Genomic DNA, 13,659 nt, shown 5'->3' with positions numbered 1-13,659 from the left:
CAGGTCGGTGGGAGATCGACAGCTGAATCAGGTCGGCTTGCGCACCGAGATCGGCGCTCGCCCGGTCTGGTGCCGGTACTGATGGATCACCTGCTGGCCCCGGATGCCGACTCCCGGCCCCGGCTGGGTGGGATACGACCGGATGTGATTGTGATCCGCGCCCCGGAGGCCGTGGCAGGGGAATAGTGCGGGCGTCATCATGCGCGGCGACCGCCCCGGAATTCGACCGATCGGCTGCTCCGCCGACGATGGCGCTGTATGGTCCGCCGGCGCGACAGTGTCCGGTTCGCTGACGGCTGTCCGGATCCGCCTGTGCGCGCGTCGACGCCGCGCGCGACGCGCCCGGGAATCCTGGCGCTGGTCGAAGTCGATAGCCGAGTCGCCGCGCGGATGCGGCCGCGATATGAGCTATTACTGTGAATTTGCTTCCCTGGCATCTCTTCGCGGATGACCTGATGGATGCGCAGTAGATGGATTTGCCGGGGTGGGTCGCCACTGCCGGAAGTATTGTCCGGTTGGTTGCCGGCCCGGTTGTCGTGGTGGTGGGCCGGTGATACGTTGCCGGGCATGGGATTTCAGTTGCCGCATCCCGAGGTGCTGTGGGCGCGCATGACCGTCTTCGACGTGATCACCTCCGCGACCCACGCCGACGAGGACTATCGCGTCGGGAGCGGAGAGGGGATCGGGCAGTCGGCCACAGTGGTGGGTGGTCGGCTGAGCTACGACGACCGCGAGGGTAATTGGTACACGCTGATCAGATATTCCGGTGACCGCGCGCTGCTGTTCGGTACCGACGAGGACAACAAGGTCGCGGGCACTGCCTACGATCCGCTGGCGACCGCGCCCGCGTGGGTGCGCTCGGTGGAGCTGACGGCGTACCGTCCGCGTACCACCGACGGGCCCATCTCCTTCGTGCGTTGGTGGGAATACGGTCAATGGCATCACACGCCGACCGACCTCGATGACGGCCTCGAGATGAGTCTGAGCGCCGCGGCCGACCGCGCCGACTTCACCGGCAACATCATGAGCGCGGCGATCCACGCGAAGTGGGTGGAGATGGACTACGAGGCAGGCAAGTTGACCAGCCTCACGGTCGATCCCAATGCCCTCAACGCCCTGTGTGACGCCACCGAAACCGGAACCGTCAGCAAGGCTCACCTCTACTTCCTCTCCCCGGACCTGACCGCCGCCGCCTTCGCCTACCTGTCCAGTGCCGGGGTTCTGACAGGTACCGAAAAACCCACCGAACCCCTTTCGTAACCCACAGTCCGACAACTAAGGCCCCGACCTCCGGTCGGGGCCTTTTCGCATTTGCCCGACACTCGCTCTGTGCGGAGCGCATGACCGCGGGAGCCTGGCACTTTGTCCCGGTCATCGGCCACTCGGCAGGGCTATCGCTGGTAGCCGGAGGCCGCCGATCGGTCTGCGGCCTGCCTTGGATGCGCCATGAACGGGTCGATCGCGCGTTGCGTTTGGGTCCCCCGCACGGATCCCCAGTGTTGAGAAGGCATTACGGCATGGTGGCGGCAGGATGGTTGCCAGCAGATGGCCAGATAGAAAGACGGCTCCGATGGTCGATATCACCGCCAGTTTGTCCGATGATGTGTATCTCGCTGCGCCACAACGGGCCCACGCCCTTGTTCGTGCGGGTGCTCACGTGGGGTTTGCTGAACTTTTCGCCCAGCGTGCCGCGATCGCACCGGATCTCGTGGCGGTCGATTTCACCGGGCCGACCGGTGCGACGACCCAGACATACCGGGAGCTGGAGCTGCTGACCAGCGGCATGGCGGCCCGGCTGGTCGCCGATGGTCTCGCGCCGGGCGACCGGGTGCTGGTCTTACTGCGCAGTCCGCGGTTTCTGGCGGCGGCGGCCCTGGCGGTGTGGCGAGCGGGCGGTGTCTATGTCCCGGTCGATTCGCGCGCGCCGGACGTGCGGATCGCCGACATCGCCACGCAGACCGCCCCCCGCGTCGTGATCTGTGACGTCGACCCGCCGGCGGGAATTGTCCCGAAGGGCACGGGGGTGCTGCGGGTAGATCTCGCCGAGGCGGATGCGGCGTCCGCGGGGCCGACCGTCCCGCGCAGGCCGGAGGACCCGGCGTATGTCATCTTCACCTCTGGTTCCACCGGCCAGCCGAAAGGTGTCGTGGTCGCGCACCGAGGTTTGACGAATCTGGTGACGGCACAACGGATTGTCTTCGACACCCAACCCGGCGATCGCGTGCTGCAATTCGCGTCGTCGGCGTTCGACGCATCGATCGCCGAGTTGACGTTGGCATTGGCCAACGGTTCAACCCTTGTCTGTGCGGATCGGGACTTGATCATGCCGGGCGAACCGCTCGCGGAATTCCTCCGCGCACAGCAGGTCAGCCATGCGATTCTGGTGCCGACCGCGCTGGCCCAGCTGCCTCCGGGCGACTATCCGCGCCTGACGCTGCTCGGGTCGGCCGGTGAAGCGTGCCCGCCGTCGCTGGCCGAACGTTGGCGCCGAGAGGTGCGCCTCTACAACCTCTACGGCCCGACCGAATGCTCGGTCTGGAGCACCTATCAGCAGGTCACCGCGAGCCTGGAGGAACGTGTGCCGATCGGCGGCCCGATCCCGAACGCCACGACATGGGTGTTGGACGAGCAACTTCGGCCGGTCCCGGACGGTGTGCCGGGGGAGTTGTACCTCGGCGGAGTCGGCGTCGCGATCGGATATCTGGGTCGACCCGACCTGACCGCCGCGCGATTCGTCTCGGCGCCTGGCGATCCCGGAGCGCGGGTGTACCGCACCGGTGACGCGGTGCGACGCCTGCCCGACGGCGGGCTCGAATTCCTCGGCCGTACCGACAACCAGGTGAAACTGCGGGGACTCCGGATCGAACTGGAAGAGATCGAAGCCCGCCTGCTCGGTCTCGCCGGCGTTCGTCAGGCGGCCGCGTTCCTCGACGAGGGCGAAGGCCCGGCGGCGGATACCGCCGCCCTGGTTGCCGTCGTGGTGGGTGACGGGCAGATCGACCTCGACGAGTTGCGCGGTCTGCTCAGGCAGACGCTGCCCGACTACATGGTCCCGCGACTCGTCGCGCTGCCCATGCTGCCGGAGTCGTTGGTCGGCAAAGTCGACCGCGCGGCGCTGCGATCGATGGTCGCTGAACACGAATCGGCTGTCTCCTCCGTTGCGCCACCGCCCGCCGATCCGGTGGAGCAGGACATCGCGGTGTTCGTCGCCGCCCTGCTCGGCATACCGGCCATCGGCCCGTCGGACGACTTCTACGAGAAGGGCGGCCACTCGCTGTTGGTGACCCGGTTGATGGCGCACATCCGCGACGGGTACGGCGTGGACATCCCGCTCGGCGCGTTCTACGCGGACCCCACCGTGCGTACGCTGGCCGCGTTCGTCACCGACGACCAGCGCGAGCGGTCCGCCTGATGGCCGTCACCCAGCGCTCGTCGTTGATCGGACTGTTCAAACCCGCTGCTCGGTCCGATCCGTACGCGCTGTATCGGCGCCTGCGGGAAGCGGAACCGGTCTACTGGGACAATGCCCTGCAGAGCTGGGTAGTGCTGCGGCATGCCGACATCGTCGCGTTGACCAAAGAGGAGCGACTGTCCGAAGATCGCGTCACCCCATTCTTCGACCAGCTTCCGGCCGACAAGCAGAAGTCGATGCGACCGCTGGTCGCAGCGCTGTCGGACATGATGCTGTTCAACGATCCACCTCGGCATACGCGGCTGCGCGGACAATTCCGCAAGGCCTTCACGCCCCGATTCGTGGCCCGGCTCGACGGCGACATCGCGGAGCGAGTCGCGACGCTGCTGGACGCCGTGGCCGAGAAACCGGTCTTCGATCTGGTCGCCGACGTCTCCGCGCCGCTGTCGTCCGGAGTGATCGCGGGCATGCTCGGCCTCCCGGCGCACGCCACGAACCTCCTGGCGGGCTGGACGAGCCTGCTGCACGAGTTCTTCATGCAGTCCGAGCGGGAAGTCGACCGGGTGGTGCGGCTACGCGCGGTGTTCGACACCGAGATCGAAGGCAGGCGGGCCTGTCCGGCGCACGACCTGCTCGGCGCCATGGCCGAAGCGATGGCGACCGGAGCCACCCTCACCGAGGACGAGATGTACGCGGCTTTTCTGCTGCTGATCGATGCGGGCCAGGTGACGACGACGCATTTCGCGGCCAACGCGGTGCGGGCGCTGATGCTGCACCGCGAGCAGTGGGAACTGCTGCGCGCCCGGCCCGAATTGGTTCCCGGCGCGGTGCTGGAATTGCTGCGCTGGGACAGCTCCATCCAGTTCACCAACCGGGTCGCCACGATCGATCTCGAGGTCGGCGGCCGGACGATCCCGGCGGGCTCGTCGGTCACGCTGGTTCTGGGCTCCGGAAACCGCGACCCAGAGGTTTTCGCCGACCCCGACACCCTCGACGTGACCCGTGACGCGCGCGAACAGCTGTCGCTCGGCCACGGTGCGCATTACTGTCTCGGCGGAGGTTTGGCCAGGCGGGAGATCGAGATCCTGCTGCTCGGTCTGCTGACCCGGTTCCCCGAATCGACCCTCGTGGACACGAATTTCACCTGGGAGGACAGCATCAACTTCCGCTTTCTCACGGGCTTGCCGGTCAGTCCGGGGCCTGGATCGCGGATCTCGGCGGCGACACCGACCTGACCAGCAGCACGTCATCGCCGCGCCGCACGACTCCGACCAGCCGTGCCTGCCCTTGGGCGGCATTCGAACCTGCGGCCTCCTGTCGGCAGGACGTGCGACCCGCGCGACCGATCAGGATGAATACGCCGCTCCGTCTACATTCACATGAAGCTCACTGTTCAGACGTTCCTGACCCTCGACGGCGTGATGCAGGCCCCCGGCGGACCCGAGGAAGATCCCAGCGACGCCTTCACCCACGGCGGCTGGCAGGCTCCGTTCGCGGATCAGGCCGTCGGCGAGTTCGTCACCGAACTCACCAGCCACGCCAGCGCGTTTTTGCTCGGTCGCCGGACGTTCGATATCTTCCGCGGCTACTGGCCTGATCAGACCGACCCCGACAACCCCATTGCCACGGCGATCAACTCGCTGCCCAAGTATGTCGTGTCCAACTCGCTCAGCGAGGCCGATGCCACGTGGCGCGGCGAGCACCCTGACACCGCTCGTCTGCTGACGAGCGGTGTCAGCGTGCTGGCCGCGGCGGTGCAGGCGCTGAAGGAGGTACCCGGCGACGAACTGCAGATCTGGGGAAGCGGCGAACTGCTCCGGACGCTGTTGCGGCACGAACTCGTCGACCGCTTCCGCCTGATGACGTTTCCGCTGGTGCTCGGCTCCGGTCGCCGCTTGTTCGACGACGGAGTCCTCCCGGCGACGATGCGCCCTGTCGACCTCACCGTGACCGATCTCGGCATCGTCCTCGGCACCTACGAACCAGCCGGGCCGGTTCGCCACGGCGAGATGTAACCGGTTGGGTATGGCCGTGCCGGCAGAGATTCGCGGGGTATTCACGGTCACTCGGCTGATTCGACTCTCGGCACGAAAAGGCCACCTACCAGATGTTTGGGTGGGTGGCCGTCGCGTGTCCTCCGCAGGATTCGAACCAGCGGCCTTCGGGCAGGTTCGGGGGTGGCTACCCAGGCGGATAGCTCTTGACCGGGTCGATTGGAGTGCCAGCGGCGTCACGCACCTCGTAAACCCCGAACCGTGAGGTGCCACCGGATTCATCGACGCGCATCTTGTCGAGTGTGTTGCCGGTGAATCCGTGTACCGTCAGGCTGACGCCGACCTCGTTGTGCAGATGGTCGGCTATCGTCCGCGCCGCAGGGCCCGCCGCCGTAGCGCACGGCAGCAGTAGCGCGTGTTCTGATCTCGCTTCATCGACGGCCTGGAGAAACACGTCGTCGGAGCCCACTTTTCGGCTGAACCTGGCGTTCGTCACGCGGAGGATCCGCCAAGCGGGGTTCTCTGAATCGGGGCCCACCAGCACGTTGAAGATGGTGCCGCCGTGCGCTTGGATATATATCGGATCAGTCCATGGTGCGGGTCGGGGATCGTCGAACGTCGACGTCGGTGCGTATCCGGCTTCCTCGAGCTTGGGCTTGAGCAGATAGAACTCTCGGTCGCTGGTTCGATCGCGCATCCACGCCCAGCGTGCCATCCGAGTGATTTCCTTGGGCTCCCTCGGAAAATGCACACCGATCAGCCGTCCGTCGCTGCCGACCAAGGGCACGCTCAGCACGGCGCGTCGATCGACGGACACGCTGGCTCCAGTGTCGATGTCGATGCCGGATATTGTGTGAGCCCCCCGCAGATCCCCGCGGACGGACTCGGTGGCCACAGTGCGGAGTCCGTTTCCGGCCTCTCGAATGCGACCCGCGACCGTTTGCGCGAGTTCCTCGGAGAGGTGCTGCAGTTCCCGTACGACGACCTCGAATCCATACGAGAAGTCGCGGCTCACATCTCCGAATTCTCCTGCATCTCCAATCGTGGGACGGTCTTCTGTCCGCGTGGCTGGGTCGGTGGGGGCGAGGACCTCGATGCAGCTGGGGCACCGCTCGCAACCGCAGCCGGTCGTTCAGGGCGCAAGCATCTGGATGATCTCGTGGCATCGCTGAAGAAGGACGGCGGCACGACCGAGAAGAGCGACGTCCGGGGTCCGTGGGCTGCTCGGTCGTCGAAGTGGACCGTCGAGACGTTCTCGATAATCCTCGACTGCGCGATCGGACGGGAGCTGTTGTCGCACAACGTATCTCGTTTGACAAAATCGAGAGGGGGAATGAATGGGAGCCGAAGTCGTAAGCGCCGGCCGAAGTATTCAAGTTGCTCGTCGGCCTCGAAACGGATCGGGACGGGCACCTGCGGTGCCTGGCTCTGCCGGGCCTGTGTCATGTCGAGATGGGCGGATTGCGCTGGAGCGGCGTCGACTTCAAGAGCAGCAAGATCATCGCTGTGCACATCGGTCGGGCTCGTCACACCGGCGGGACCGTGATGCACGTGCGCACGGTGCCGCTTGTAGTGATCGCTGCCTGGTGGGGTCACGCGGCTGCGCGTGTGACGGCGAGGATCTACACCTATTCGCAGGACGATGCCCTGCGCGAGGCGGGCGCGGACTTTGGGCGAGGTTGTGTCATCTCGTGTCATCGACGCGAGCTGAGGTTGCGCACAACAAAGGCCCCCGACCATAAACGAGCTGGTCAGGGGCCTTTGTCGTGCGTGCCCTCGGCAGGATTCGAACCTGCGGCCTTCTGCTCCGGAGGCAGACGCTCTATCCCCTGAGCTACGAGGGCGGGATAGATCTCGGTCGGGGCCGGATGGCGGTCCGATCGGGCTGGGTCAGCCTATCGCATCGGTCGCCGTCCGCCAAAAAGTGCGTTGAACCGGGCGGTTTCGGGTTCAGCCAACCGGGATGGGGGTGGCGCCCCGCGCGGTGAGCATCCTTGTCATCAGGTCGGATTCGCCGCGCTGGGTCGTGGCCATGGTTTCGGCGAGGGCGGTGACCGCAGTGGTTTCGGCGTGCCGGGCGGCGAAGTCGATCATCGAGAGCCCGCCCTGATGGTGGCGCAGCATCAGCTGCAGGAACAGAGTGTCGAGGGTGGGGCCGGTGGCTTGGCGCAGCGCCGCCAGGTCGGCGGGAGTGGCCATGCCGGGCATGGCGGTCATCGGTCCGGACATCTCGTGGTCGGGGGAGCTCGCGCCGGAATGGACGTGACCGCCGGAGGGCTCGATCATCCAGCCCATGTACCCGTCCACGCTCTGTGCGGGTTTGCCCCACAGCTGCAGCCAGCCCTGCAGACGGCCGATCTGACTCTGCTGAGTGGTGAGGATGTCGTAGGCGAGCCGGCGTACGTCGTTATCGGTGGATCGGATCAGTGCCACGCCCGCCATCTCCACCGCCTGGGCGTGATGAGCCGACATGTCCTGGCTGAAGCCGACGTCGACGGGGCCGGGATCCGGCCCGGGCGAGTCGCTCAACGGAATACGCGCGAGCACGCCGACCGCGAAGCCGATGAGGATGGCGCCGATCGCGCCGAGGATCAACAACGCGGTCCGCTGGCGGCGGAACTGTCCGGCGAGACCGGGTATGGACTCGCCGGATTCCACGGCTCCGGTTTCGGTCGGCACTAGCGTCCCGCGCCCGGTGCGGGCGGGAGGGGCGCGGGTTGCGCAGGCGCCGGTGCCCCGGGCAGGCCGGGCAGGCCGGGAAGACCGGGCACGCCGGGCACACCCGGCAGACCGCCGGGCATACCGCCACCGAGTTCGGACGCGTCCGGCTGCAGGCCCTTGCCGTCCATCGGCACCGCGTCGGGTCCGGGCGGCGTCGGGTCGAACGGCGGCGGGTTGTCGGTGTCGAAGGCGATGGTCGAGCAGTCGGCGCCGACCTCGGGGTAGGAGTACGAGTTCAGCCGCAGCGCGGTGATGAATTGCCCGACTCGCTTGTCGTCGGGACTGTCCAACTTCAGCTGGTGGCCCCACGCCTGCAGCGCCACCGCGGAATCCTGGCCGGGGTAGGGCGACATCATCGTGTACGGCTTGCCGTCGACCTTCGCCTTCAACGTCGCGATCCCGTCGGCGTTCACCTTGTCGGGGTTGTAGGTGATCCAGACCGCGCCGTGCTCGAGCGAGTGCACCGCGTTCTCCACCCGGATCGGCTTGCCGTAGACCACGCCGGTGCAGGTCGCCCAGGACTGGTCATGGGGGCCGCCGAACGGCGGTGCCTGGTCGTAGGCCACCCGCTGGTTCGGGCCGATGTGCAGCCCCGCTGGGTACTCCTTCTTCACCACGCCCGCGATGTCGCTCGACGGGTCCTTCTTCTCCGCGCTGGGTGTGTACTTGTCGAGTTCGGCATGCTCGCGGTACTGGGGGACCAGGTTGTAAGCCAACCCGCCGATCAATGCGATGATTGCTACGGCCGCACCGATGGCCAGCCAGGGGATCTGGTGACTTTTCTTCGGAAGTTGCCCTTGTCTGCCCGTTTTGCGGGGAGTCGACAACTTCGCTGCGGACTTGGCCGCCTTGGCCGATTTGGCGCTGGGACTGCTCGGCATCGCTCGTTGTGCTCTTTCGACGTGGTGGATCCGCTGGCTGCGCAGTGCCCACTCACGGTGCACACCCGCTCAGACCATAGGATAGAGACTCGTGACTCCAGCTGACCTTGCAGATCTCCTTCACGCGACCGCGGCGAAGGTGCTTGTCGAACGTGGACTGGACCCTGCGGTTCTGCCCGGCGAGGTCACCGTGGAGCGTCCCCGTAACCCGGATCATGGCGACTATGCCACGAATGTCGCGATGCAGGTGGCCAAGCGCGCCGGTGTGAATCCGCGCGAGCTGGCGACCTGGCTCGCCGACGCGCTGTCCGATGCCGATGGCGTGTCGTCCGCCGAGGTTGCCGGGCCCGGCTTCCTGAACATCCGCCTGGCCGCCTCGGCGCAGGGCGCGATCCTCGAGCGGGTGCTCGGCGCGGGCGCCGCGTACGGCACCGCGGCGACGCTGCGGGACACCCGGATCAACCTGGAATTCGTCTCGGCCAACCCGACCGGTCCGGTGCACCTCGGTGGCACCCGTTGGGCCGCGGTAGGCGACGCGCTCGGCCGGATCCTGGTCGCGCAGGGCGCTGATGTGGTCCGCGAGTACTACTTCAACGATCACGGCGCACAGATCGATCGGTTCGCCGCCTCGCTGGCCGCCGCCGCGACAGGAGCGCCGACCCCGGAGAACGGGTACGCGGGCGTCTACATCGGCGAGATCGCCGAGCAGATCGTGGCCGCCCACCCCGACGTACTCAGCGAGCCGGAGGCCCAGCGCCTCGAGCTGTTCCGGGCCGAGGGCGTCGAGCTGATGTTCGGGCACATCAAGAAGTCGCTGCACGAGTTCGGCACCGACTTCGACGTGTACTTCAACGAGAGCTCGCTGTTCGCGTCCGGCGCGGTCGAGCAGGCCGTGGCGAAGCTGAAGGACTCCGGCGACCTGTACGAGAAGGACGGCGCCTGGTGGATCGCCAGTTCGGAGTACGGCGACGACCAGGACCGGGTGGTCATCAAGAGCGACGGCAAGGCCGCCTACATCGCGGGTGACATCGCCTACTTTCAGAACAAGCGGGCGCGCGGCTTCGATCTGTGCATCTACATGCTCGGCGCCGACCACCACGGTTACATCGGCAGGCTGAAGGCCGCCGCCGCGGCGTTCGGTGACAACCCGGACACCGTCGAGGTGTTGATCGGGCAGATGGTGAACCTGCTGAGGGACGGCGTCGCGGTCAAGATGAGCAAACGCGCCGGCACCGTGGTGACGCTCGACGACCTGGTCGAGGCGATCGGCGTCGACGCGGCCCGGTACTCGCTGGTGCGCTCGTCGGTGAACTCGAGTATCGACATCGACCTGAACCTGTGGGCCAGTCAGAGCAATGAGAATCCGGTCTACTACGTCCAATACGCGCACGCGCGCACCGCGTCCATCGCACGCAACGCCGCCGAGTTCGAATACGACGCGGTGACGCCGGATCTCGCGCTGTTGACGGCCGACGAGGAGGGCGAACTGATCCGCACCCTCGGCGAGTACCCGCGCGTCGTGGCCAGCGCCGCGAGCCTGCGTGAGCCGCACCGGGTGGCCCGCTACCTGGAGGAACTGGCAGGCGCCTACCACCGATTCCAGACCAACAAGAATCTGCGTGTCCTTCCGCTGGGCGAAGAGCCCGTCGCACCGATGAACGCCGCCCGGCTGGTACTGGTCAACGCCACGCGTCAGGTCCTGGCCAATGGGCTCGGCCTGCTCGGTGTCAGTGCGCCGGAGCGGATGTGAACGGGCCGACGATGTTTCGGTCGACCAGTGTGAGGAAGGAAGCGCTAGTGCGCGAGTGCAGCGAGCGAATCATGGACCGGACTCCCGGCGTGGTCGTGCCGGAGCCGACTGTCAGCGAGGCGCGGGCATGAGCGCGCACCCCGCCGGCCCTCGGCATGCCGAGATCCCACACGCGCCGAATCTGCCGGAGCGTCCGAGCGACTCGAAGCAGATGATCGACCTACCCGCGAATGTGTGGCCGCGCAACGCCTCGCGCGCCGCCGACGGCGTGGTCCGACTCGCCGGGGTGCCGGTATCCGACCTGGCCGCCGAGTACGGCACGCCGCTGTTCGTGGTCGACGAGGACGATTTTCGATCCCGCTGCCGCGACATGGTCCGTGCCTTCGGTGCCGACACGCGAGTCCATTACGCGTCCAAGGCCTTCCTGTGCGGTGAGATCGCCCGCTGGATCCGCGATGAAGGCCTATCGCTCGACGTGTGCTCCGGCGGAGAACTCGCCGTTGCGTTGCACGCGGGCTTTCCGGCTGAGCGAATCGCCTTGCACGGCAACAATAAATCGGTAGCCGAACTGGAATCCGCGGTGTCCGCCGGTGTCGGCCACGTCGTGGTCGACTCGCTGATCGAGATCGAGCGCCTGGAAGCCATCGCCGGTCGATCAGGTGTGGTGCAGGACGTACTGGTCCGGGTCACGGTCGGCGTGGAGGCTCATACACACGAATATATTTCGACCGCACACGAGGACCAGAAGTTCGGCTTCTCGATCGCGGGCGGCGATGCGATGGAGGCGATCGCGCGCGTATTCGACGCCGACAACCTGCGTCTGGTCGGTCTGCACAGCCACATCGGCTCGCAGATCTTCGAGATCGACGGCTTCGAGATCGCCGCGCACCGTATGCTCGGCCTGCTGCGCGAGGCCATCGACAAATTCGGCGTCGAGCGGACCGCGCGGATCGCCACGCTGGACCTCGGCGGCGGACTCGGGATTTCCTATCTACCATCGGACAATCCGCCACCGCTGGACGAGTTCGCCGCGAAACTGCGCAAGCTGGTCGCGGCGGAAGCGCGGCGTGCGGGTCTGCCGGAGCCGATAGTCGCGGTGGAGCCCGGTCGTGCCATCGCGGGACCGGGAACGGTGACGCTGTACGAGGTGGGTACCACCAAGGACGTGTCGCTGGACGGCGGTCTGCGCCGGCGCTACGTGAGTGTCGACGGCGGCATGAGTGACAATATCCGTCCCGCGCTGTATCAGGCGGACTACGACTGTCGGCTGGTGTCTCGGTCATCGGAGGCCGCGCCGGTGGTCGCGCGTGTCGTGGGAAAGCACTGCGAGAGTGGCGATATCGTCATTCGCGATACCTGGATGCCCGCTGATGTCGGTCCCGGCGACTTGATCGCCGTCGCGGCCACCGGCGCGTACTGCTATTCGATGTCCAGCCGATACAACCAGCTGACCCGTCCCGCCGTGGTCGCCGTGCGTGACGGTCGGCCGCGACTCATCCTGCGCCGGGAGACGGTCGCGGACTTGCTCAGCTTGGAGGTGGAATCGTGACGGTGAACGCGAAGAACGGTGTCTGGGGGGCCGATCGTCCGATCGGCGTCGCGGTGCTCGGTATGGGCAATGTCGGCACCGAGGTGGTGCGCATCCTGCGTGACCACGCCGCGGACCTACGTTCCCGCGTGGGCGCCCCGGTGGTGCTGCGCGGTGTCGCGGTGCGCAACCTGGACACCGACCGCGGCATCCCCGCGGAACTGTTGACCACCGACGCGGATGCTCTCGTCGCCCGCGACGATGTCGACCTGGTTGTCGAGGTGATCGGCGGCATCGATCCGCCGCGCCGGCTGATCCTGGCCGCGCTGAACGCCGGCAAATCGGTGGTGACCGCCAACAAGGCGCTGCTCGCCGATTACACCGGCGAACTCGCCGCGGCCGCCGAGCGCAGCAGGGCCGACTTGTACTTCGAGGCCGCTGTCGCGGGCGCCATTCCCGTGGTGCGCCCGCTGATCCAGTCCCTGGCCGGTGACCGGGTGAACCGGGTCGTCGGCATCGTCAACGGCACCACCAACTTCATCCTCTCCGCGATGGACGAGACCGGCGCCGACTACTCGGCCACGCTGGCCGAGGCCACCCGCCTCGGTTACGCGGAGGCCGATCCGACAGCCGACGTGGAGGGCTACGACGCCGCGGCCAAGGCGGCGATCCTGGCATCGCTGGCGTTCCATACCCGGGTCACCGCAGCCGACGTGTTCCGCGAGGGCATCTCGCAGATCTCCGCGGAGGACTTGGAGACCGCCTCGGCGCTGGACTGCACGGTGAAGCTGTTGGCGATCTGCGAGCGTGTCGACGCGGGTCCCGGCGAGCCGGGCCCGGAGGACGGCGGCAAGGAGCGCATCTCGGTGCGCGTCTACCCGGCCCTCATCCCGCGTAAACACCCACTGGCCGCGGTGAACGGCGCCTTCAACGCGGTCGTCGTCGAGGCGGACAACGCCGGACGGCTGATGTTCTACGGGCAGGGCGCGGGTGGCGCGCCGACCGCCTCCGCGGTGCTCGGCGATCTGGTGATGGCAGCCCGCAACAAGTTCTACGGTGGCCGCGCGCCGGGCGAATCGGTTTATGCTGAGCTACCGATCGCGCCGATCGGCGATACGCCCACCCGTTATCACGTGAACCTGCAGGTCGAGGACCGTCCTGGGGTCCTGGCGAAGGTAGCGGGCGAATTCGCCAAACACGAGGTGAGCATCTCGACCGTCCGTCAAGAAGGGCACGGCACGGGAGCGCGCCTGGTCGTGGTGACCCACCACGCCGTGGAATCGGCGCTCGCGGACACCGTGGCCGCTCTGGCGGAAATGGCATCCGTCACATCCGTGACCAGCGTTCTGAGATTGGAAGGCACCGAAGAATGA

General features: G+C 67.0%; 10 protein-coding genes and 1 tRNA gene. 7 read left to right on the top strand and 4 right to left on the bottom strand.

Annotation, left to right across the window (positions count from 1 at the left end; genetic code table 11):
* Positions 1 to 567: 567 nt before the first annotated feature.
* From AB0B25_RS25035 to AB0B25_RS25020, 4 genes are all read left to right on the top strand, one after another.
* On the top strand, positions 568 to 1,260 hold the full coding sequence (locus AB0B25_RS25035) for a hypothetical protein (RefSeq protein WP_357183957.1): 693 nt from the start codon (positions 568 to 570) through the stop codon (positions 1,258 to 1,260).
* Positions 1,261 to 1,657: 397 nt separating this feature from the next.
* On the top strand, positions 1,658 to 3,412 hold the full coding sequence (locus AB0B25_RS25030) for a non-ribosomal peptide synthetase (protein ID WP_357183955.1): 1,755 nt from the start codon (positions 1,658 to 1,660) through the stop codon (positions 3,410 to 3,412).
* Entirely contained in the window at positions 3,412 to 4,647 is a 1,236-nt protein-coding gene (locus AB0B25_RS25025) for a cytochrome P450 (protein ID WP_357183952.1), read from the top strand. The genes AB0B25_RS25030 and AB0B25_RS25025 overlap by 1 nt, the downstream gene beginning before the upstream one ends.
* A gap of 144 nt (positions 4,648 to 4,791) precedes the next feature.
* On the top strand, positions 4,792 to 5,427 hold the full coding sequence (locus AB0B25_RS25020; protein ID WP_357183949.1) for a dihydrofolate reductase family protein: 636 nt from the start codon (positions 4,792 to 4,794) through the stop codon (positions 5,425 to 5,427).
* Positions 5,428 to 5,593: 166 nt separating this feature from the next.
* Here AB0B25_RS25020 and AB0B25_RS25015 read toward each other — a convergent pair whose 3' ends face one another.
* From AB0B25_RS25015 to AB0B25_RS25000, 4 genes are all read right to left on the bottom strand, one after another.
* Complete coding sequence (locus AB0B25_RS25015; RefSeq protein WP_357183947.1) at positions 5,594 to 6,421, bottom strand: hypothetical protein; 828 nt, start codon at positions 6,419 to 6,421, stop codon at positions 5,594 to 5,596.
* Positions 6,422 to 7,177: 756 nt separating this feature from the next.
* A tRNA-Arg gene (locus AB0B25_RS25010) sits at positions 7,178 to 7,250 on the bottom strand.
* 106 nt (positions 7,251 to 7,356) lie between these two features.
* Positions 7,357 to 8,064: a DUF305 domain-containing protein gene (locus tag AB0B25_RS25005; protein ID WP_357184061.1), complete on the bottom strand. Its 708-nt coding sequence runs from the start codon at positions 8,062 to 8,064 to the stop codon at positions 7,357 to 7,359.
* A 20-nt stretch (positions 8,065 to 8,084) separates the two neighbouring features.
* Positions 8,085 to 9,008: a DUF3105 domain-containing protein gene (locus AB0B25_RS25000; RefSeq protein WP_357183945.1), complete on the bottom strand. Its 924-nt coding sequence runs from the start codon at positions 9,006 to 9,008 to the stop codon at positions 8,085 to 8,087.
* A gap of 91 nt (positions 9,009 to 9,099) precedes the next feature.
* Here AB0B25_RS25000 and argS point away from each other — a divergent pair, with 91 nt between their 5' ends.
* The 3 genes from argS to AB0B25_RS24985 all read left to right on the top strand — a co-directional run bounded on the left by argS (position 9,100) and on the right by AB0B25_RS24985 (position 13,659).
* Complete coding sequence (gene argS, locus AB0B25_RS24995; protein WP_357183943.1) at positions 9,100 to 10,758, top strand: arginine--tRNA ligase; 1,659 nt, start codon at positions 9,100 to 9,102, stop codon at positions 10,756 to 10,758.
* 127 nt (positions 10,759 to 10,885) lie between these two features.
* Positions 10,886 to 12,307 (top strand): diaminopimelate decarboxylase, encoded by a 1,422-nt coding sequence (gene lysA / locus AB0B25_RS24990; RefSeq protein ID WP_357183942.1) that lies wholly within the window; start codon positions 10,886 to 10,888, stop codon positions 12,305 to 12,307.
* On the top strand, positions 12,304 to 13,659 hold the full coding sequence (locus AB0B25_RS24985) for a homoserine dehydrogenase (protein WP_357183939.1): 1,356 nt from the start codon (positions 12,304 to 12,306) through the stop codon (positions 13,657 to 13,659). The genes lysA and AB0B25_RS24985 overlap by 4 nt, the downstream gene beginning before the upstream one ends.

This window comes from Nocardia sp. NPDC049190 (assembly GCF_040648115.1).
Classification (GTDB): Bacteria; Actinomycetota; Actinomycetes; order Mycobacteriales; family Mycobacteriaceae; genus Nocardia.
Note: the sequence above shows the minus strand (reverse complement) of the source record. Positions and strands in the feature narration are given on the sequence as shown.

What these genes read in the sequence shown, in the direction of transcription:
- AB0B25_RS25035 (WP_357183957.1), top strand. Translation starts at nt 568, where the DNA reads ATGGGATTTCAGTTGCCGCATCCCGAGGTGCTGTGGGCGCGCATGACC.
- AB0B25_RS25025 (WP_357183952.1), top strand. Translation starts at nt 3,412, where the DNA reads ATGGCCGTCACCCAGCGCTCGTCGTTGATCGGACTGTTCAAACCCGCT.
- AB0B25_RS25020 (WP_357183949.1), top strand. Translation starts at nt 4,792, where the DNA reads ATGAAGCTCACTGTTCAGACGTTCCTGACCCTCGACGGCGTGATGCAG.
- AB0B25_RS25000 (WP_357183945.1), bottom strand. Translation starts at nt 9,008, where the DNA reads ATGCCGAGCAGTCCCAGCGCCAAATCGGCCAAGGCGGCCAAGTCCGCA.
- lysA (WP_357183942.1), top strand. Translation starts at nt 10,886, where the DNA reads ATGAGCGCGCACCCCGCCGGCCCTCGGCATGCCGAGATCCCACACGCG.